We start from the raw sequence: 18,299 nt of genomic DNA, 5'->3' as shown, positions 1-18,299 counted from the left end.
ATGGCGAACTTGCCAGAAAAAGAGAAACTGGTTCGTAACTTCAACCGTTGCGCCAACTGGGAAGAGAAGTATCTCTACATCATTGAGCTGGGTGCAAAACTTCCGGAATCATCCGAAAGCTTGCACCAGCCAGAGAATGCTATTTCAGGTTGTCAGAGCCAGGTATGGATCAGGATGACGCCGCAGGAAGATGGCACCATCGCGTTTGAAGGCGACAGCGATGCTGCTATTGTTAAGGGCTTGATTGCCATCGTGTTTAGCCTTTATCAGAATCTGCCGCCGGCCGAAATCGTGGCGCTGGATGTGCGCCACTGGTTCGGTGAACTGGCACTGATGCAGCACCTGACGCCGACCCGGTCGCAGGGGCTGGAAGCGATGATTCGGTCTATTCGCCATACCGCTCAGAACCTCAGCTAAGCTACACTCGACAGACGCCATCCGGCGTCTGTTTTTTTATCTGACGAGAAAATTGCATGAAACCTGCTTTACGTTTAGCCGGTGCATTGCTGCTGACCTGTTTTGGGCTCTCTGCACCCGCATTTGCCACGGAATACCCGCTGCCACCACCTGACAGTCGCCTGATTGGCGAAAACGTCCTGACCCAGGTTCCTGACGACAAACGCCCACTGGAAGAGATTGCGGCTCGCTATCAGGTTGGCCTGCTTAGCCTGCTGGAAGCCAATCCAGGCACCGATCCCTGGCTGCCGAAAGCCGGAACACAACTCACCGTCCCGCTGCAAATGCTGCTGCCTGATACCCCGCGAGAAGGCATTGTAGTGAATCTGGCCGAGCTGCGGCTCTACTACTATCCCAAAGGCGAAGACAAGGTCATCGTCTATCCGATCGGTATTGGTCAGCTGGGGGCGGCAACCCCGGTGATGGTGACCCAAATCAGCCAGAAAATTCCTAACCCGACCTGGACGCCAACTCAGAATATTCGCAAGCGCTATGCCAAAGAGGGCATCACGCTGCCCGCGGTGGTGCCTGCCGGGCCGGATAACCCGATGGGGCTGTTTGCAATGCGCCTGGCGCGTGGTAGCGGCCAGTATCTGATTCATGGCACCAATGCGAAGTTCGGTATTGGTATGCGCGTCAGCTCAGGCTGTATTCGTCTGCGTTCAGAGGATATCGAAGCGCTGTTCAATTCGGTGCCGAAAGGTACGCGGGTGCAGATCATCAATCAGCCGGTGAAGTATGCGGTGGAACCGGATGGCAAACGCTACGTCGAGGTGCATCAGCCGTTATCGCACAACGATAAGGACGATCCACAAACCATGCCGTTAGCACTGAGTGGCGGGCTGAAGCAATTTATCAAAAGCGAGAAGAGTGATAGCGCATTGATTAAAGCGAGCCTGACGCGCCGCTCAGGCATGCCGGTGCTGGTAAGCAGTGGTGAGCCGGTCCAGAGTGAAACAACGCCGCCTGCGGGGCTGGAGACACCTTCATCGGCCTCTGCTGCGCCGGTTGATCGGGCTGAAGCCGAAACGGCCACGCCGTAAAGCCAGTTACGCGGGAAACCGCGTAAACGCAAAGCAAAAAAAATGGCGCCTTAAAGGCGCCATTTTTAAACCAGAACTCTTACTTACGGTAAGAGTGAGCCTGGTTGTCCAGACGCTGGTTAGCGCGAGCTGCGTCATCTTTAGCAGCCTGAACGTCTGAACGCACTGCGTTCACGTCGTTGCTCAGTTGGTCAACTTTAGCGTTCAGAGTCTGAACGTCAGAAGACAGCTGGTCGATTTTAGCGTTGCTTGAGCAACCAGCCAGCAGAGTTGAACCCAGGATTACCGCGCCCAGTACCAGTTTAGTACGATTCATTATTTATACCCTCTAGATTGAGTTAATCTCCATGTAGCGTTACAAGTATTACACAAAGCTTTTTAAGTTGAGAATAAATTTTTGATGAGAAGATGCTTAAATTTGATCGTTCGCTCAAAGAAGCAGCGGATCGCAGAAGATGATAAAAAAATTTAGCGAAAACAGAGAGATTTAATCGGATTAACCTTAATATAAAGTGAAATTGAATAGTTATTTTCGATTGGAATTTTCCGACATTTGTATTAAGTACAAATAAAAAAAGCGCCCGTGAAAGGCGCTTCTAAATAAATGGTGAAAATAGTTTTACAGGACGTGTACTGAGGCGGTGTTGGTAGTTCCGCTTGGTACTAATGCACCTGACACCAGCACCACCACGTCACCTTTCTGACCATAGCCACTTTCCAGTGCCGCTTCTTTACCCAGACGATAGAAATCGTCGGTAGAAGCGATCTCGGTTACCAGACGGGTCTCAATCCCTTTACTCAGGATCAGCTGACGCGCGGTAGTGGCATTGGTGGTCAGCGCCAGGATAGTGGCGTTCGGGAAGTACTTACGGACTGCCTTAGCTGACTTACCGCCCTCAGTCGCGACCACAATCAGTGGGGCTTCCAGCTTCTCAGCGGTTTCAACTGCACCACGGCAGACCGCTTCGGTGATACGCAGCTTGCGGGTGTCGTTCTGGCTATCGATGCGGGACTTCATCACGCGGTCGGTACGCTCACAGATAGTGGCCATGATGGTCACTGACTCAAGCGGGTATTTCCCTTTGGCGCTTTCACCTGACAGCATAACCGCATCAGTACCGTCGAGGATGGCGTTTGCCACGTCGCCCGCTTCAGCACGGGTAGGGCGTGGGTTTTTGATCATCGAGTCAAGCATCTGAGTAGCGGTAATCACCACTTTGCGCGCTTTGTTACACTTCTTGATCATCATCTTCTGCGCGAAGATTACTTCTTCAACCGGGATTTCAACGCCCAGGTCGCCACGCGCAACCATGATGCCGTCTGATGCTTCGAGAATTTCGTCGAAGTTATTCAGGCCTTCCTGGTTCTCAATTTTAGAGATGATCTGGATGTGCTCACCGCCGTGCTGCTTCAGGTGCTCACGAATTTCCAGCACGTCTGAACGCTTACGGATGAACGACGCAGCAACGAAATCGACGCCTTGCTCACAACCGAAGATCAGGTCGCGCTTGTCTTTTTCTGCCAGCGCTGGCAACTGGATAGAAACGCCTGGCAGGTTAACGCCTTTGTTTTCACCGAGGTCGCCATTGTTCAGCACTTTACACACCACGGTGTTTTCGGTGACTTCAGTCACTTCCATACCGATCAGGCCATCGTCGACCAGCACGGTGTTACCGATTTTCAGGTCAGCAGTAAAGCCAGGATAGGTCACCGCAACGCGCTCGCTGTTGCCGATCACGCTCTGGTCGGTGGTGAAGGTAAAAGTCTGACCCGCTTTCAGCGGCGCATCATTTCCACCTTCCAGTTTCATGGTGCGGATTTCAGGGCCTTTGGTGTCCAGCAGGATAGCCGCCTGACGACCGGTTTTTTCCATCACGGCACGCATGTTGGTGATGCGCTGGCCGTGCTCGGCGTAGTCGCCGTGGGAGAAGTTAAGACGCATAACATTCATGCCGGCTTCAAGCAGCTGAGTCAGCATCTCTTCTGATTCGGTTTTCGGGCCGATAGTACAAACGATCTTAGTCTTTTTCATGACGGGTTATCTGTAAGTTGTGATGGATGATAAAGGGCGAAATCCGATGGCAATGCATCGAAGTGAGAATTCTGTTTGAAATCGAAACGGGCTATACAGAGTAAGAATAGGTGACGAAGGCCAGGCGTGCAGGGAAGTTGTGCGGTTACGGTTGGTAACCACCTTCTGAGTGTTGCGCAAATTATCTGAGTTATCGCAATAGGCACGTGATCGCTGAAACCTTTCAAGTGGACAACGCGGCACAGTATAGTCGCTAAGTATGCGAAAACCAATCGAAAAGCAGTTCCGGAAAAGATGTAGATCAATAAAAGGGGGATTTGCGCAAGCGGGAGAAATTCTGAAAGTGGTGCGTTCTAATGGACTCGAACCATCGACCCCCACCATGTCAAGGTGGTGCTCTAACCAACTGAGCTAAGAACGCTTACAGGAAATGGTGCGTCCGAGTGGACTCGAACCACCGACCCCCACCATGTCAAGGTGGTGCTCTAACCAACTGAGCTACGGACGCACTTGGTGCGCTCTAATGGACTCGAACCATCGACCCCCACCATGTCAAGGTGGTGCTCTAACCAACTGAGCTAAGAGCGCAACACGCTGTCTGGGCGACAGCGGGGACGAATATTAACGGCAGCCGATGAGGCTGGCAAGGGGAAAAATGGTTTTTTCACCGTGACTGAACAGCAACTGTGCTATGCGTCGTTTTTTTAGGCGTCGCGGGCCTTTTACCGCCCGCTCAACCGGTTAGCGCGCAGCGCGCGTCAGGATCACCTCGGCAGGTGACTGTTGCAGGCGCCTGATCCGCCAAATCATCATTACCGCCGCAGACGTCAGGCCGACAATGAAGCCGCACCAGAAGCCTGCCGGCCCCATCCGCGGCACCAGCCAGTCGGTCAGCGCCAGTAAATAACCGGCCGGCAGGCCCAGCAGCCAGTAGGCGATAAAGGTGATAAAGAAGATCGAGCGGGTATCTTTATAGCCGCGCAAAATACCGCTGCCAATCACCTGTATCGAGTCAGAGAACTGATAGATGGCCGCCAGCAACATCAACTGCGCCGCCAGCGTCACCACTTCCGGGTTGTCGTTATACAGCAGGGCGATCTGATGCCGGAAGGTCACGGTAAACAGCGCGGTCAGCGCGGCCATGCTGATGCCGACGCCCTGGGCAGTCCAGGCGGCGACTTTGGCCTGCTCGGTTGACCCCTGACCCAGCCGATAGCCGACCCGGATAGTGGTTGCCACGCCCAGCGACAGCGGCAGAACGAACATCAGTGAACTGAAGTTCAGCGCGATCTGATGGCCGGCTACGTTAACAATACCCAGCGGCGACACCAGCAGTGCAACCACAGCAAACAGCGTGACTTCAAAGAACAGCGCCAGCGCTACCGGTAAGCCCAGCGTCATCAGACGGGTCAGAATCGGACGCGAAGGCGGTGACCAGCTGCTGGTCAGATGGATATCGCGCATGGTTCTCATCCGGCGTACCCAGAAGCGCATACAGATGAACATCACCCAGTAGACCGAGGCCGTTGCCACGCCACAGCCCACGCCGCCCAGCGCCGGCATGCCGAAATGGCCATAAATAAAGATGTAGTTCAGCGGAATATTTACCATCAGGCCGAGAAAGCCCAGCACCATACCCGGCTTGGTTTTCGACAGGCCTTCACACTGATTACGCAGTACCTGGAAAAACAGATAACCCGGTGCGCCAAACAGCAGGGCATGCAGATAGCCTTCTGCTTTCAGCGCCAGCAGCGGATCGATGTCATGCATCGCCCGGATTAAGTAGCCGGCATGCCATAACAGCACCATAATCAGCAGCGAGACGAACAGGGCCAGCCAGTAACCCTGGCGAATTTGCTCGGCGATGCGTTCGCGGCGGCCAGAGCCGTTGAGTTGCGCAACCGTAGGCGTCAATGCAAGCAGAAGACCATGACCAAACAGGATGGCCGGAAGCCAGATAGAGGTGCCGACAGCGACGGCGGCCATATCCGTGGCGCTGACGGCGCCGGCCATAATGGTATCCACAAATCCCATTGCGGTTTGAGCCACCTGAGCAAGGATGACCGGAATCGCAAGGGCAAGCAATTGACGTGCTTCTGTTAAATACTTCTGCACGTTAACACCTGAATAGTTAAATGAAATAATGGCGGGGCAGGGAAGCCCCAGGAATTGCGTCAGCTAGTGTAACTGGCGATACCGGATTCGCCAATCTTTGTCACTGCATGCGTTTTGCTACGCTGTAAGGCTACGCCGCTGGCTGAAAGCTAACAGCGGACGTGAGCTGTGATAAACTAGCGCAAACTTCGCAGAGGCAAAGACTATGTTTACCGGTATTGTGCAGGGCACCGCAGAAATAGTGTCCATTGAAGAGAAAGAGCTGTTCCGTACTCACACCGTCAGGTTGCCGGAAGAATTATTGCCGGGCCTGGCACTGGGCGCATCGGTGGCACACAACGGCTGCTGCTTAACCGTGACGGCTATTGAGGGCGATCGGGTCAGCTTTGATTTAATAAAAGAGACCCTGCGCGTCACCAACCTGGGCGATTTACGCCAGGGGGATGTGGTCAATATTGAACGCGCCGCGAAATTCAGCGATGAAATAGGTGGACACCTGATGTCCGGTCATATTATGACCACCGCTGAAATCTGCAAAATTATCCAGTCGGAACATAACCGCGAAGTGTGGTTTAAGATCCAGGATCCGACCCAGATGAAATATATCCTGCACAAAGGCTTCGTCGGCATCGATGGGATAAGCCTGACGGTAGGGGATGTAACCCGTACCAAATTCTGCGTCTATCTGATCCCGGAAACGCTGGAGCGCACTACCCTGGGGGCCAAAACCTTTGGCGACCGGGTTAATATCGAGATTGATCCACATACTCAGGCGATTGTCGACACCGTTGAGCGGGTATTAGCGCAGCGTGATGCGGCGGCGGCGATGAATATGCTGACCGGGCAACCGACGGCAGAAAGCTAAAAAAGAAGGCGCATCAGCGCCTTTTTTAATGGTTAATCCGGTCCACGACTGCCTCAACGCGCCACGCGTAATCCGCCTTCCACGCCCCGACTGAAGACCACCTGCCATAACTGAATGTCACGTGCGCGGAATGCGCCAGCACAGGCATTAAGGTAGTAAGAGAACATACGCTTAAAGCGTTCACCGTAGCTATCCGCCAGCTGCGGCCAGGCCTGAATAAAGCGTTCATACCATGCCATCAGGGTCGTGTCGTAATCTGCGCCAAAGTTATGCCAGTCTTCCAGAATGAAATGCGGCTCACTGGCGTCAGCAATATGTCGTACCGAAGGCAGACAGCCATTCGGAAAAATATATTTATCGATCCACGGATCCACATTCATATCGGTTTTAATCGCACCGATTGTATGCAGCAGGAAAATACCGTCTGGCTTTAAATTACGATCGACGACATCAAAATAGGTGGCGTAATTTTTAGGACCGACATGTTCAAACATTCCGACCGATACAATACGGTCAAACTGTTCATTCAGATCGCGATAGTCCTGTAATAGAATGGTGACGTCTAATCCTTCACAGCGCTGCTGCGCCAGTTTCTGCTGTTCAGCCGAAATGGTGACACCATGCACTTTAACGCCATAATGACGTGCGGCAAATTCTGCCAGTCCGCCCCAGCCGCAACCAATATCCAGCAGCGACATGCCCGGCTCCAGCGCTAATTTGCGGCAAATCATATCCAGCTTTGCTTCCTGCGCGGCGGCGAGCGTGGTGGCTTCCTTCCAGTAGCCACAGGAGTACTGCATATAAGGATCGAGCATCAGAGAAAACAAATCGTTTCCTAAATCATAATGCTCTTTACCGACAATCCAGGCGCGTTTTTTCGACTGGAGGTTGGTTAAGCGCGCCGCGGCAATACGCAGCGTATCTTTAAAATGATGTGGAAGTTGCTGGTCCAGTTTATGTTTGAGCACGTGGTGGAAGAATATATCCAGCCGATCGCATTCCCACCAGCCGTCCATATAACTTTCGCCCAGACCCAGCGATCCCTCCTGCAAAACACGTTTAAAGAAGTCAGGGTTTTTAACCTGAATATCCCAGCTACGTGAGCCATTAATTTCGATATCTGCTTTATCCAGCAGTTCATGAACGATGCGATACCAATGGTTTTCTTCGAGGCTCACTTCTTCTACATACGATGAACTCATAGCTTCTCCACCACCTGTCCAATCTTAACCTGAAAAAGAATAGTCAATTTCTTCAGGAATTGAGAAAAGTCACGGATGACTCCGTAAACCAGATATCTGGCGTGATACAGAGGATTAAAACGGTGCAAAACGATCCGGCGCGATAACCCTAACCTGCGCGCAGACGCCATCCCGGCAACCCGGTTGCCAATCAATGTGTAACGTTATTATGTTGTTGATTTGTTGCAGAATTATTGACCCGAATGAGTATATTCTCACGCGGGTCAATATTCAATGACTTATTGTTAGTTTGCTAACTAAAAAATCATTGCTTCAGTGATTATCCTGGCAGGCGGTAGAGGGGGTGGCAACATCAGATTGTGCGTTTGCAATACGCTGCATCACGAAGCCGAGCAGAGCAAGCAGGATAGTCAGCGCCATCATCAGGGTAGTGGTCAGCAGCGGCTGCGTCAGTCCGGCCGAGACGGCCAGGCTGGCGGCGAAGCATAATCCCAGTTGCAGAGTATTCTGCAATGCTGCCGCTTTACCGGTGGCGTCAGGGAAAGGCATCAGCGCAGCGGAAACCACGATCGGGTAGATGGCACCATTGGCCAGCGCCATGCCGCAGAACGGCAGCAGCAGGCTGACCAGCGTACTGTGGCCGGAAAGCGCAACCGCAAACAGCGCCAGAATGCTCAGGCTGTAGATCGCCAGCAGCCACGGCAGCAACTGTGCACCAGCAAAACGGTTGAGCAGGGCGCGGCAGCCGAAACCGCCAATCAGGAATGCAAAGGTTTGTGGCAGATAGCTCAGACCGATGTCGGCTGGCGTCAGGCCCAGATCGGCCAGAATAAACGGCGAGCCGGTCAGCCAGGCAAAAAAGCTGGCGGAACAGGCGGAGTAGATCAGCACGTTGCCACTGTAGACCCGCGACTTCAGCAGAGTGAAAAAGCCAGGCTGTGCGCCTTGCTCACCTTTGGCTTTACGGCTGGCCGGCAGACGCAGGGTAGTGAGGATCAAGGCCACGGCAATCAGCGTCAGCACCAGAAAAATAGACCGCCAGTGAAAATGGCTGATCAGCCAGGCGCCCAGCAACGGCGCCAGCGCTGGCGAGAGTGCCACCAGTGGCATAATGGTGGCGAACACCTTGTTGGCGCGCGCCGCCGGATAACGATCTACAACCAGCGCCTGCCAGCTAACGGCTGCGGCACAGACGCCGATCGCCTGAATAAAGCGCAGCGCCAGCATCAGATAGATATTATTGACCCACAGCATACCGGCGCAGCCGACGGCAAACAGCGCCAGTCCGGCCAGCAATACCGGCTTGCGGCCGATGCGATCTGACAGCGGTCCCCAGAACAGCTGACCGCAGGCAAAGCCCGCCAGGAACAGGCTCATACTGGCGCTGATCAGGCCGGGTGAGGTGTTAAAAGTTTGCTGCATCGCGCCGAAGGCGGGCAGGTACATATCGGTGGCTAAAAAGCCCAGCATGCTCAGCAGAGCGAGATAAGGCATAAATCCTTTTGACGGTGACATCTGATTCTCATTTTGCAGGTTGAACGCGGCAGAGTGTAAAAGGTGCGTTTGCCGCTGTGAAACGCTAATATTTGCCGGTTGCTGTTAAAAAAATTGAAGGCAGATTATGTGGTCAGAATATGCATTAGAGGTGGTGGATGCGGTGGCGCGCGGTGGCAGCTTCAGCGCCGCGGCGCAGGAGCTGCATCGGGTGCCATCTGCTATCAGCTATACCGTGCGTCAGCTGGAAACGTGGCTGGCGGTACCGCTGTTTGAGCGCCAGCATCGCGAGGTAGTATTAACCCCCGCTGGCGAGCATTTTGTCCGTGAAGGGCGCAGCGTTATCAAAAAAATGCTCGCCACCCGCCGCCAGTGTCAGCAGCTGGCTAACGGCTGGCGTGGACAGCTGAGTATTGCGGTCGACTGCATCGTCAAGCCGCAGCGCACCCGGCAGTTAGTCAAAGATTTTTACCGCCATTTCCCCGACATGGAGTTGCACATCAGTTATGAAGTGTTTAACGGCGTCTGGGATGCGCTGGCGGATGATCGGGTTGAAGTGGCCATCGGCGCCACTCAGGCGATACCGGTCGGCGGACGCTTTGCCTTTCGCGACATGGGGACGCTCAACTGGCGCTGCGTGGTGGCGAACCACCATCCGCTGACTGGCGTGAGTCAGATTGATGACGACACCCTGCGCAGCTGGCCGTCGCTGGTGCTGGAAGATACCTCACGCGCGCTGCCACGCCGGATGACGTGGACGCTCGACAATCAGCGTCGTCTGGTGGTGCCGGAATGGCAGACCGGCCTGGATTGCGTGCTGGCGGGATTGTGTGTGGCGATGGTGCCGGGGCATCTGGCGCGGCCATTACTGGACAGCGGAGCGCTGGTGGAGCTGACGTTGCCGGTTGCATTTCCGGACAGCCCCTGTTGCGTAAGCTGGGCGGAAGATCGCGCATCACCGGCGACGGGCTGGTTACTCAGCTATCTGGGTGATGCGCAAACGCTTAATCAGGAGTGGTTAAGCGAAGATTAACGGCGATAATCGCGGAACGGACCGTCAGCCACGGAACGACGTTCAATCAGCGTCGGATGCACTTCGATGGTCTGAGAAACCTCTCGTTTACTGGTGATGCGGTCAAGCAGCATCTCCAGCGCTTTCTCACCCAGTTGTGCTTTTGGCTGATGCACGGTAGTCAGCGCAGGCGCGAAGTAGCGCGCGTTGCGCACATTGTCATATCCGATCACCGAAATGTCCTGCGGCACCCGCAAACCCATCTCATCGGCGGCGCAAATCGCGCCCATCGCCATGATATCACCACCACAGAACACCGCGGTCGGGCGCTGTTTCTGCGACAGGATCTGCTGCATCGCCTGATAGCCTGATTCCGGTTCGAAGTCGCCCTGCACGATCCATTCGGCACGCGGCTGAATGCCGGCTTCTTCCAGCGCCTTGAGGAAACCAGCATGACGTCCACCGCCGGTGTTGCGCTCCATCTGACCGGGAATCGCGCCAATCTCACGGTGACCGCGCTCAATCAGATAACGTCCGGCCAGATAGCCGCCCTGAAACGCATTATCCAGCACCGTGTCGGTGAAGTCGGCGCGTGACTCGCCCCAGTCCATCACCACCATCGGGATATTACGATTTTCTTCCAGCATCTTCAGCAGATCGTCCGGATACTCAGAGCACATCACCAGCAAACCATCGACGCGCTTCTGCGCCATCATGCTGAGATAGGCTCGCTGCTTTTGCAGGTCGTTATGCGCATTGCCCAGAATCAGGGTGTAACCTTTGTCGAAGCAGTGATTCTCCACCGCTTCAATAATTTCAGCAAAGTAGGGCGCTTCGCTCGAGGTTGCCAGCAGGCCCAGCGTTTTGGTGTGATTCACTTTCAGGCTGCGCGCTACGGCGCTCGGCGAATAGTGCAGTTCCTGAATCGCCTGCCAGACGGCGTTGCGCGTCTCTTCAGCGACAAAACGCGTTTTGTTGATGACGTGCGAAACGGTGGTCGTTGAGACGCCGGCGCGTTTTGCCACATCTTTAATTGTTGCCATTAAAATCGGACTCCAGGGCTTATCTAACGCAATGATAAGCATAATGTTAAACGTTTGCGTCTGCTCAGGGTTTTCTCCGCAATTATGCAGCTTTTCTGGCCGGTAAACAGGCGTCTGGCGGGTAATGAGCGCCTGAAAAGGAGAGCAAACGGAACCGGGGCTGCGCGCGTTGCGCAACAAAGGCAGGATTCTAACAAGGCTGGACGGATAAAACGAGATTTTTACCGGCCCGTATGGGAAAATGGCTTATCCCTACAAAATGTGTGACTAAGGAGCGGTAAATGAGTACAGATTTGAAACTGGCCCTGATGACTACCGTCGGCTGTCTGCTGATGATTGTCGCCTTTAGCTTTACAGCTGTGCTGCACTAATGAAAAAGCCGGGCATCGCCCGGCTTTTCTCTGTCTGGTTATTCGCGTAGCGAATCCGCTTAACGAATGGTTTTCGGCGTCATCACCCGACGCGCGCCGATGTAGTGGCGCTGCCAGTAATCTTCACCCAGCGCACTGATCTGAATATCTTTGCCGGTGCGTGGCGACTGAATAAATTTGCCGTTGCCGAGATAAACCCCAACGTGATCGGCGGTGCCGCGACCATTAATCCGGAAGAAGACTAAATCGCCTTTCTCCAGCGACTCACGTTTTACCGGCGCGGCGTCGCGCAGGTGGTACATCTCATTGGCGGTACGCGGGATCTTAAATTTAACCAGATCTTTATAGGCGTACCACACCAGACCGCTGCAGTCGAAACCGGTGTGCGGTGAGGTGCCGCCCCACTGATAGGGTTTACCCAGCTGGCCCATCAACTTGGTCATCGCCGTCTCGCGCGCCTTCTGGTAGCGCTGGCGATGTGACTTGCTCATTTTAATGGTGCCGGTGTCACCGCTGTCATTGCTGCTGGCGTCAGCCGTTTTAAGCAGACGCTGATGGCCGTAGCGTTTCTTACTGGCGGTTTTGAGCAGGGTTTTGCTTTTCTTTGCGGGAAGATGACTGGCGGTGAGTTCGCTTTTTTTCTGTTTTTTGAGTTTGAGCTTCTGGACCGGGCTGACGCGTGTTTTCTTCGCCGACGTTTTCAACGGGCGACGCTTGCGGCGCTCATCTTCGCGCGCACTCTTTTTCTCTGCTTTATGCGAACTGACATTCACCGGCGCCTGCGGGGAAGCAGAAGCGATGTTGAAGAACAGTTGCGCAAAGGCAAGGATGAAAAGCGTAATGATTAAACGCATAGTCCGGTTTTAGTTAAGTTGTCAGGGCCACTACGCACCGCGACAAAGTTGGGAAAAATCTGATCCAGGATCAGCGCCGAAGCCATTCTAGTCCAGTTCACCTGAAAACCGTAACGCCTTTTTTTATTAATCTTTCGGCCTCGCCCGTTTGCGCTGAAAATGAGCATTTTCAGCGTCTTATATCTACAAAACTATTGCAAATTATTAATATGTTACTTGTAGTTAATAATCGGGAGTTAACAGGGCCGAAAAGAGGACTTAACAAACATGGCGATTTAATCGGGCAACCCCCAAAATCTCGTTTTCAGTCCTGGTGCGAAGTCGCTACAATAAACAAACACGAAGTGACGAATTAAGGAAGGCAATTATGAGTACTGTAGAAAAAATTCAGCGCCAGATCGCAGAAAACCCGATCCTGCTGTACATGAAAGGTTCCCCGAAACTGCCAAGCTGCGGTTTCTCTGCGCAGGCGGTACAGGCGCTGTCAGCCTGCGGTGAGCGTTTTGCTTACGTGGATATTCTGCAGAACCCAGACATTCGTGCAGAGCTGCCGAAATATGCCAACTGGCCAACCTTCCCGCAGCTGTGGATTGATGGCGAACTGGTCGGCGGATGTGACATCATCGTCGAGATGTTCCAGCGCGGTGAACTGCAGTCGCTGATTAAAGAGACCGCAGAGAAGTTTAAAGAAGCGGAATAAAACAAAAAGGCCGACATCGCGTCGGCCTTTTTCATTGCAGATTCTTCAGTCAGCGCTCGCGGCTGCTTCGCCTTCGGCGAAGGGCAGGGGCCAGCCACCCAGCCGTTTCCAGCGATTCACCAGTTCACAGAACAAAATAGCGGTCTGCTGAGTATCATACAGCGCCGAGTGTGCCTGGGTGCTGTCAAACGCCATACCCGCGGCTTTACACGCCTTCGCCAGCACGGTCTGTCCGAGCACCAGTCCGCTCAGCGCCGCGGTATCAAAGGTGGCAAACGGGTGGAAAGGATTGCGCTTCAGACTGGCACGCTCGGCGGCCGCGTTCATGAAGTTCAGATCAAACGTCGCATTATGCGCGACCATAATGGCGCGATTGCAGCCGGTATCCTTAATGCCTTTACGCACCATCTTAAAGATGGCGTGCAGCGCCTCATATTCACTCACTGCGCCGCGCAGCGGATTGCTGGGATCGATACCGGTGAACGCCAGCGCTTCAGGATGCAGTAGCGATCCAACAAACGGTTCAACGTGAAAATGCAGCGTCTGGTCGAGATGGATCCAGCCCTCATCATCCATTTTCAGCGTGGTAGCGGCAATCTCCAGCAGCGCGTCAGTCTGCGCGTTGAAGCCGGCGGTTTCGACGTCGATGACCACCGGATAGAAGCCACGGAAACGTTGATTGAGTGCATTGGGGGAATTCGATTCAGACATCAGGATCTCATTGCAGAAAAAGGGCAGCGCGCATTATGGCAAAAATCTGGCCCGGGTGCAGCAGATGAAGAGGAGCAGAAGAGGTCAGCCCACCCGACAGGGCAGGCTGAAGAGCAGGCTTAGTTGCCCAGGCCGTGACCGGCGTGTTTGTTCTCGATCAGTTCGATTTTATAACCATCGGGATCTTCAACAAAGGCGATGATGGTTGAGCCACCTTTCACTGGACCCGCTTCACGAGTGACGTTGCCGCCATCGTTACGGATACGTTCGCAGGCTGCAGCAACGTCGTCGACGCCCAGCGCGATGTGACCGTAAGCGTTACCGAGGTCATACTTATCAACGCCCCAGTTGTAGGTCAGTTCGATCACTGCGCCTTCGCTCTCTTCGGTATAGCCAACAAACGCCAGCGTATACTTATATTCGGTATTTTCACTCTGACGCAGCACGCGCATGCCCAGCACGCGAGTATAGAAGTCGATTGAGCGTTGCAGATCGCCAACGCGCAGCATGGTATGAAGTAAACGCATAACATCCTCTTTAATAATCAAAACGCCATCGCCGGATGACACAAGCGCTAAGTATAGCGATCAAAATCGCCAATGAATAATGGCTGCCATCATCCCGGATGGCAGCCCGCTCTCTTACAGCGTTGGGTAATCGATATAGCCTTCAGCACCGCCGCCGTAGAAGCTCTCCGGACGCTGCGGGTTGAGTGGCGCATCCTGCTGCAGGCGCTCCACCAGATCCGGGTTGGCGATGTAATCGCGACCAAACGCGACCGCGTCGATCAGACCACGCGCAATCAGGTCGTCCGCTTTCTCAACGGTGTAGGCACCCGCGCCGATGATTGCGCCAGGGAACAGGTTACGAACTTTCTCACGGAACGCGTCGCTGTATGGCTTACCGCCGGCCCAGTCAGGCTCGGAGAGGTGCAGATAGGCGATATTGCGCTTCGCCAGTTCACCGATGTACCACAGCGCCGCTTCTTCTTCATCCGGACCGTTATCCAGATTCTGGAAGCTGCCGATCGGCGATACGCGGATACCAATCCGGTCGGCTGACCAGTTAGCGATCACGGCATCAACCACTTCCAGTGCAAAACGGCCACGTTTTTCAATGCTGCCGCCATATTCGTCGGTACGCTGGTTAGAGCCCGGTGCGAGGAACTGATGGATCAGATAACCGTGCGCCGAGTGCAGTTCCAGCAGGTCGAAATCAGCTTCACGGGCATTGGCTGCCGCCTGACCGAAATCGGCCACGATCTGCTGAATTTCGGCCACTGTCAGTTCACGTGGCAACGAGGTGTCTTCGCGATAAACGCTGCCGTCAGCGGCACGCAGCGAGGTGCGGGTGCCAGCGGCGATAGCGGAGGGCGCAACCGGTGCTTTACCGTCTGGCTGCACGCTGTTATGTGAGATGCGGCCGGTGTGCCACAGCTGCACGGCAGTGTGTCCGCCAGCCTGATGAACGCCTTCGTTAATCGCTTTCCACGCCGCAATCTGCGGTTGAGTATGCAAGCCTGGTGCACCGGCATAGCCTTTCGCCTGGAAAGAGACCTGGGTGGCTTCGGTAATGATCAAACCGGCACTGGCGCGCTGGCGGTAATATTCGCCCATCATCGGGGTAGGAATATCGCCTGGCTCAATACTGCGCAGACGGGTCAACGGCGCCATAAAAACGCGGTTTGGCACGGTAATCGCGCCGACTTTCAGCGGACGAAACAGCTGGGTACTCGCCATATTAGCTCCTGATTAGTAGACCAGTCGTCTACAAACACTCTTTTTAAAAATCAGTGGATTTTCAGCCACTGTTCGATGGTACGTAATGCCAGACGCAGCGGCTGCGGCTCGCGGGAAATCTTGCTCTGTAAACTGGCACCCAGCCACAGCAGTGACAGCAACTCAGCCATCTGTTCCGGAGGGTGCGGTAACGACAGCGACTCCTGCTGCGCAGCGGCGCTCAGCGTGCGCGCATAGAGGGCAGTAATTTTTGCCGCACCCTGTTGCAGCGCATCGCGCATCGGTTCAGAGAGATCGCAGACCTCAGCGGAAACCTTCACGCCGAGACAACCCACGATGTGCCCCTGCTGAGTGAACAGCTGCTCTGCCGCCCGGAAATGGTTAAGCAGACGCTCGCGCGGCGTACCGTCGGGCTGATTCAGCTGTAACTCAACATCCTGCAGGAATCGCGCAAAATAGCGCTCCAGCAACGCCACGCCAAAGGTCTCTTTGGAACGGAAGTAATAGTAGAAAGAGCCTTTCGGCACTTCCGCCTGGGTCAGCAGTTCGCTGAGGCCCATTCCGGTAAAACCGCGTTGCAGACAGATCTGCTCACCGATGCGGAGCAGGTGTTCGCGGGTTTCATTGCGTTGTTGCGTCTTGTTCATGGCCATCAGGTTAGTAGACCAGTCGGTCTAATGCAATGCCAGTCGCTCCCATTTGGCACAGAGTGTTCAGTGTATTGGGGTTATTAAAGAGAAATTGGGTGAGTTTATGCTTATTTGTTGCACAAACCGGCTAAGATCTTTTCAATAGACTGTTTCACTCTCTCAATCCGGAGTCGTGGTGGCCGAGCAGCTTGAATTTTTCCCGGTTCCCAGTCCCTGTCGTGGCATCTGCCAGAGCGATGCCCGCGGCTATTGTCTGGGATGTTTACGCAGCCGTGATGAGCGGTTCAACTGGATGCGCTTTAGCGATTCGCGAAAGCGTGAGGTGTTGCGTCTCTGTTATCAGCGTCGTCTGCGCCTGCAGCGGCAACAGAATAAAGAGGAGCCGCTTGATCCACATCAGCCGAGCTTGTTCTGACGGTCTCTCGCTTTCCGTTATACTCTCTGACACATTTATTGCAGCCATCGTGCCACAGGGAGATCGTTATGTTACAACCGCAAGCCATCGCGTCGCAGGGTCCGGATTTTTCACCGTTGATTATGGGTTACTGGCGGCTGATGGAGTGGGGCATGTCGCCGCAACAGCGGGTGGCGTTTATTGAACACCATCTGAGCCTCGGCATTACCACCGTCGACCACGCGGATATCTACGGCGATTATCAGTGCGAAGCCGCATTTGGCGAGGCGCTGAAGCTGGCACCGGGCCTGCGTGAGCGGCTCCAGATCGTCACCAAATGCGGCATTGCTACCCGCGCCCGCCCTGAGCATCAGATCGGTCATTACAACACCGGTAAAGCCCATATCCTGCAAAGTGCTGAAAATTCACTGCGCCACTTTGGTACCGATCGCCTCGACCTGCTGCTGATCCACCGTCCCGATCCGCTGATGGATGCCGATGAAGTCGCCGAAGCCTTTATGTCTCTGCACCAGAGCGGAAAAGTGCTGCACGTCGGCGTGTCCAACTTCACCCCGGCACAGTTTGCGCTGCTGCAGTCACGTCTGCCGTTTTCGCTGGTCACTAATCAGCTGGAGATCTCGCCGGTACAACAAAATCTGCTGCTGGATGGCACGCTGGATCAGTGCCAGCAGTTACGTTTCCGGCCGATGGCCTGGTCCTGTCTTGGCGGTGGCCGGCTGTTTAACGATCCTCATTATCAGCCGCTGCGTGACGAGCTGGAGGTCATTCGTCAGGAAACCGGTGCCAGCAGCCTCGAGCAGGTGGTGTATGCGTGGATAATGATGCTGCCGAGTAAACCGCTGCCGATTATTGGTTCAGGTAAAACGGCGCGCGTCAGCGAAGCGGCGGCGGCGGTAAACTTATCGCTGACGCGTCAGCAATGGTTCCGCATCCGCAAGGCGGCGTTAGGCTTTGATGTGCCCTGAAGCGTAAAACTGCGTCAATCTTCGGCAGAATAGCGCAACCGGTACCAGGCTTATGCCTTACCCTGGTACCTCAAAGGAGTCACAATGAAACTCAAAGCAGTTGCGCTATCAGCCCTTCTTGCCTGCGGTGCGGCCTCGGCGGCCAGCGAGCAGGTTACCCTCCATCAGGTTACGGCGGAGGGGATTGGCAAATCGCTCGGTAGCGTGACGATTGAAGAGACGCAGTATGGCTTACAGTTCACCCCGGACCTGAAAGGGCTGCAGCCGGGCATTCACGGTTTCCATGTGCATGCGAAGGGCAGCTGTGAGCCGGGAGAATCACAGGGGAAAGTGGTGGCGGCCGGTGCGGCAGGAGGACATTTTGATCCGGCCAACAGCGGCAAACATCTCGGTCCCTATGCCGACGGACATGCTGGCGATCTGCCGGCGCTGTATATCGATGACAAAGGCAACGCCGGCTACCCGGTACTGGCACCGCGCCTCAAATCACTGAGCGAGATTAAGGGGAAAGCGCTAATGGTGCATGTCGGCGGCGATAACCATGCCGATCATCCTCAACCGCTGGGCGGCGGCGGCGCGCGCTTTGCCTGCGGTGTTATCTGAGTTTTGGGGCGGTGAAAGCCTGCCGCCCG

The 18,299-nt window shown here is 54.6% G+C and carries 20 protein-coding genes and 3 tRNA genes; 9 read left to right on the top strand and 14 right to left on the bottom strand.

Annotated features, from left to right (window positions below; genetic code table 11):
* A complete protein-coding gene (sufE, locus tag ABIB18_RS05865) occupies positions 1 to 417 on the top strand; it encodes a cysteine desulfuration protein SufE (protein ID WP_031375709.1) in 417 nt (138 codons plus the stop codon).
* Positions 418 to 473: 56 nt separating this feature from the next.
* Complete coding sequence (locus ABIB18_RS05860) at positions 474 to 1,499, top strand: L,D-transpeptidase family protein (RefSeq protein WP_046288360.1); 1,026 nt, start codon at positions 474 to 476, stop codon at positions 1,497 to 1,499.
* A 79-nt stretch (positions 1,500 to 1,578) separates the two neighbouring features.
* Here ABIB18_RS05860 and ABIB18_RS05855 read toward each other — a convergent pair whose 3' ends face one another.
* The 6 genes from ABIB18_RS05855 to ABIB18_RS05830 form a co-directional block, all read right to left on the bottom strand.
* A complete protein-coding gene (locus ABIB18_RS05855) occupies positions 1,579 to 1,815 on the bottom strand; it encodes a major outer membrane lipoprotein (protein WP_006118977.1) in 237 nt (78 codons plus the stop codon).
* A 303-nt stretch (positions 1,816 to 2,118) separates the two neighbouring features.
* Positions 2,119 to 3,531, bottom strand: a complete 1,413-nt coding sequence (gene pykF, locus ABIB18_RS05850; protein ID WP_031375710.1) for a pyruvate kinase PykF — start codon at positions 3,529 to 3,531, stop codon at positions 2,119 to 2,121.
* Positions 3,532 to 3,875: 344 nt separating this feature from the next.
* Positions 3,876 to 3,952: transfer RNA gene (locus tag ABIB18_RS05845), tRNA-Val, on the bottom strand.
* Between the two features lie 10 nt (positions 3,953 to 3,962).
* Positions 3,963 to 4,039, bottom strand: a tRNA-Val gene (locus tag ABIB18_RS05840).
* 3 nt (positions 4,040 to 4,042) lie between these two features.
* A tRNA-Val gene (locus ABIB18_RS05835) sits at positions 4,043 to 4,119 on the bottom strand.
* 153 nt (positions 4,120 to 4,272) lie between these two features.
* Positions 4,273 to 5,646: an MATE family efflux transporter gene (locus ABIB18_RS05830; protein WP_031375711.1), complete on the bottom strand. Its 1,374-nt coding sequence runs from the start codon at positions 5,644 to 5,646 to the stop codon at positions 4,273 to 4,275.
* A gap of 205 nt (positions 5,647 to 5,851) precedes the next feature.
* On the opposite strand from ABIB18_RS05830, the gene ABIB18_RS05825 reads away from it, so the two are divergent.
* Entirely contained in the window at positions 5,852 to 6,511 is a 660-nt protein-coding gene (locus tag ABIB18_RS05825) for a riboflavin synthase subunit alpha (RefSeq protein ID WP_279809986.1), read from the top strand.
* Positions 6,512 to 6,564: 53 nt separating this feature from the next.
* On the opposite strand, the gene cfa is transcribed toward ABIB18_RS05825, so the two are convergent.
* Positions 6,565 to 7,713: a cyclopropane fatty acyl phospholipid synthase gene (gene cfa, locus ABIB18_RS05820; protein WP_031375712.1), complete on the bottom strand. Its 1,149-nt coding sequence runs from the start codon at positions 7,711 to 7,713 to the stop codon at positions 6,565 to 6,567.
* Positions 7,714 to 8,025: 312 nt separating this feature from the next.
* Complete coding sequence (gene punC / locus ABIB18_RS05815) at positions 8,026 to 9,228, bottom strand: purine nucleoside transporter PunC (RefSeq protein ID WP_046288358.1); 1,203 nt, start codon at positions 9,226 to 9,228, stop codon at positions 8,026 to 8,028.
* A 106-nt stretch (positions 9,229 to 9,334) separates the two neighbouring features.
* Between punC and punR the strand changes: the two genes are divergently transcribed.
* Positions 9,335 to 10,240, top strand: a complete 906-nt coding sequence (punR, locus tag ABIB18_RS05810) for a DNA-binding transcriptional activator PunR (RefSeq protein WP_031375713.1) — start codon at positions 9,335 to 9,337, stop codon at positions 10,238 to 10,240.
* Here the strand turns inward: punR and purR are convergent.
* Entirely contained in the window at positions 10,237 to 11,262 is a 1,026-nt protein-coding gene (purR, locus tag ABIB18_RS05805) for an HTH-type transcriptional repressor PurR (RefSeq protein ID WP_031375714.1), read from the bottom strand. The two genes, punR and purR, sit on opposite strands and share 4 nt — an antisense overlap.
* A gap of 281 nt (positions 11,263 to 11,543) precedes the next feature.
* Between purR and cydH the strand changes: the two genes are divergently transcribed.
* Positions 11,544 to 11,633, top strand: a complete 90-nt coding sequence (gene cydH, locus ABIB18_RS05800; RefSeq protein WP_122983609.1) for a cytochrome bd-I oxidase subunit CydH — start codon at positions 11,544 to 11,546, stop codon at positions 11,631 to 11,633.
* A 59-nt stretch (positions 11,634 to 11,692) separates the two neighbouring features.
* Here cydH and ABIB18_RS05795 read toward each other — a convergent pair whose 3' ends face one another.
* Complete coding sequence (locus ABIB18_RS05795; RefSeq protein ID WP_031375715.1) at positions 11,693 to 12,487, bottom strand: C40 family peptidase; 795 nt, start codon at positions 12,485 to 12,487, stop codon at positions 11,693 to 11,695.
* Positions 12,488 to 12,851: 364 nt separating this feature from the next.
* Between ABIB18_RS05795 and ABIB18_RS05790 the strand changes: the two genes are divergently transcribed.
* On the top strand, positions 12,852 to 13,187 hold the full coding sequence (locus ABIB18_RS05790; protein ID WP_176035873.1) for a Grx4 family monothiol glutaredoxin: 336 nt from the start codon (positions 12,852 to 12,854) through the stop codon (positions 13,185 to 13,187).
* Positions 13,188 to 13,232: 45 nt separating this feature from the next.
* Here the strand turns inward: ABIB18_RS05790 and rnt are convergent, their stop codons facing one another.
* The 4 genes from rnt to ABIB18_RS05770 all read right to left on the bottom strand — a co-directional run bounded on the left by rnt (position 13,233) and on the right by ABIB18_RS05770 (position 16,284).
* A complete protein-coding gene (gene rnt / locus ABIB18_RS05785) occupies positions 13,233 to 13,898 on the bottom strand; it encodes a ribonuclease T (RefSeq protein WP_031375717.1) in 666 nt (221 codons plus the stop codon).
* A gap of 119 nt (positions 13,899 to 14,017) precedes the next feature.
* Complete coding sequence (gene gloA / locus ABIB18_RS05780; RefSeq protein ID WP_031375718.1) at positions 14,018 to 14,425, bottom strand: lactoylglutathione lyase; 408 nt, start codon at positions 14,423 to 14,425, stop codon at positions 14,018 to 14,020.
* Positions 14,426 to 14,539: 114 nt separating this feature from the next.
* Entirely contained in the window at positions 14,540 to 15,637 is a 1,098-nt protein-coding gene (locus ABIB18_RS05775; RefSeq protein ID WP_046288357.1) for an alkene reductase, read from the bottom strand.
* A gap of 50 nt (positions 15,638 to 15,687) precedes the next feature.
* Positions 15,688 to 16,284 carry a TetR/AcrR family transcriptional regulator gene (locus ABIB18_RS05770; RefSeq protein WP_031375719.1) on the bottom strand — a complete coding sequence of 199 codons (597 nt, stop codon included), beginning with the start codon at positions 16,282 to 16,284 and terminating at the stop codon, positions 15,688 to 15,690.
* Between the two features lie 178 nt (positions 16,285 to 16,462).
* Here ABIB18_RS05770 and ABIB18_RS05765 point away from each other — a divergent pair, with 178 nt between their 5' ends.
* The 3 genes from ABIB18_RS05765 (at position 16,463) to sodC (ending at position 18,270) form a co-directional block, all read left to right on the top strand.
* Complete coding sequence (locus tag ABIB18_RS05765; RefSeq protein WP_354473798.1) at positions 16,463 to 16,702, top strand: DUF1289 domain-containing protein; 240 nt, start codon at positions 16,463 to 16,465, stop codon at positions 16,700 to 16,702.
* A 68-nt stretch (positions 16,703 to 16,770) separates the two neighbouring features.
* On the top strand, positions 16,771 to 17,667 hold the full coding sequence (locus ABIB18_RS05760) for an aldo/keto reductase (protein WP_031375721.1): 897 nt from the start codon (positions 16,771 to 16,773) through the stop codon (positions 17,665 to 17,667).
* 84 nt (positions 17,668 to 17,751) lie between these two features.
* Entirely contained in the window at positions 17,752 to 18,270 is a 519-nt protein-coding gene (sodC, locus tag ABIB18_RS05755; RefSeq protein ID WP_089561252.1) for a superoxide dismutase family protein, read from the top strand.
* Positions 18,271 to 18,299 lie beyond the last annotated feature (29 nt).

This window comes from Pantoea sp. UYEF8, assembly GCF_040546285.1.
GTDB classification, from domain to species: domain Bacteria; phylum Pseudomonadota; class Gammaproteobacteria; order Enterobacterales; family Enterobacteriaceae; genus Pantoea; species Pantoea brenneri.
Note: the sequence above shows the minus strand (reverse complement) of the source record. Positions and strands in the feature narration are given on the sequence as shown.

What these genes read in the sequence shown, in the direction of transcription:
- ABIB18_RS05860 (WP_046288360.1), top strand. Translation starts at nt 474, where the DNA reads ATGAAACCTGCTTTACGTTTAGCCGGTGCATTGCTGCTGACCTGTTTT.
- sodC (WP_089561252.1), top strand. Translation starts at nt 17,752, where the DNA reads ATGAAACTCAAAGCAGTTGCGCTATCAGCCCTTCTTGCCTGCGGTGCG.
- ABIB18_RS05855 (WP_006118977.1), bottom strand. Translation starts at nt 1,815, where the DNA reads ATGAATCGTACTAAACTGGTACTGGGCGCGGTAATCCTGGGTTCAACT.
- ABIB18_RS05795 (WP_031375715.1), bottom strand. Translation starts at nt 12,487, where the DNA reads ATGCGTTTAATCATTACGCTTTTCATCCTTGCCTTTGCGCAACTGTTC.
- purR (WP_031375714.1), bottom strand. Translation starts at nt 11,262, where the DNA reads ATGGCAACAATTAAAGATGTGGCAAAACGCGCCGGCGTCTCAACGACC.
- ABIB18_RS05775 (WP_046288357.1), bottom strand. Translation starts at nt 15,637, where the DNA reads ATGGCGAGTACCCAGCTGTTTCGTCCGCTGAAAGTCGGCGCGATTACC.
- ABIB18_RS05770 (WP_031375719.1), bottom strand. Translation starts at nt 16,284, where the DNA reads ATGAACAAGACGCAACAACGCAATGAAACCCGCGAACACCTGCTCCGC.
- ABIB18_RS05760 (WP_031375721.1), top strand. Translation starts at nt 16,771, where the DNA reads ATGTTACAACCGCAAGCCATCGCGTCGCAGGGTCCGGATTTTTCACCG.
- pykF (WP_031375710.1), bottom strand. Translation starts at nt 3,531, where the DNA reads ATGAAAAAGACTAAGATCGTTTGTACTATCGGCCCGAAAACCGAATCA.
- cfa (WP_031375712.1), bottom strand. Translation starts at nt 7,713, where the DNA reads ATGAGTTCATCGTATGTAGAAGAAGTGAGCCTCGAAGAAAACCATTGG.
- rnt (WP_031375717.1), bottom strand. Translation starts at nt 13,898, where the DNA reads ATGTCTGAATCGAATTCCCCCAATGCACTCAATCAACGTTTCCGTGGC.
- ABIB18_RS05825 (WP_279809986.1), top strand. Translation starts at nt 5,852, where the DNA reads ATGTTTACCGGTATTGTGCAGGGCACCGCAGAAATAGTGTCCATTGAA.
- gloA (WP_031375718.1), bottom strand. Translation starts at nt 14,425, where the DNA reads ATGCGTTTACTTCATACCATGCTGCGCGTTGGCGATCTGCAACGCTCA.
- punC (WP_046288358.1), bottom strand. Translation starts at nt 9,228, where the DNA reads ATGTCACCGTCAAAAGGATTTATGCCTTATCTCGCTCTGCTGAGCATG.
- punR (WP_031375713.1), top strand. Translation starts at nt 9,335, where the DNA reads ATGTGGTCAGAATATGCATTAGAGGTGGTGGATGCGGTGGCGCGCGGT.
- cydH (WP_122983609.1), top strand. Translation starts at nt 11,544, where the DNA reads ATGAGTACAGATTTGAAACTGGCCCTGATGACTACCGTCGGCTGTCTG.
- sufE (WP_031375709.1), top strand. Translation starts at nt 1, where the DNA reads ATGGCGAACTTGCCAGAAAAAGAGAAACTGGTTCGTAACTTCAACCGT.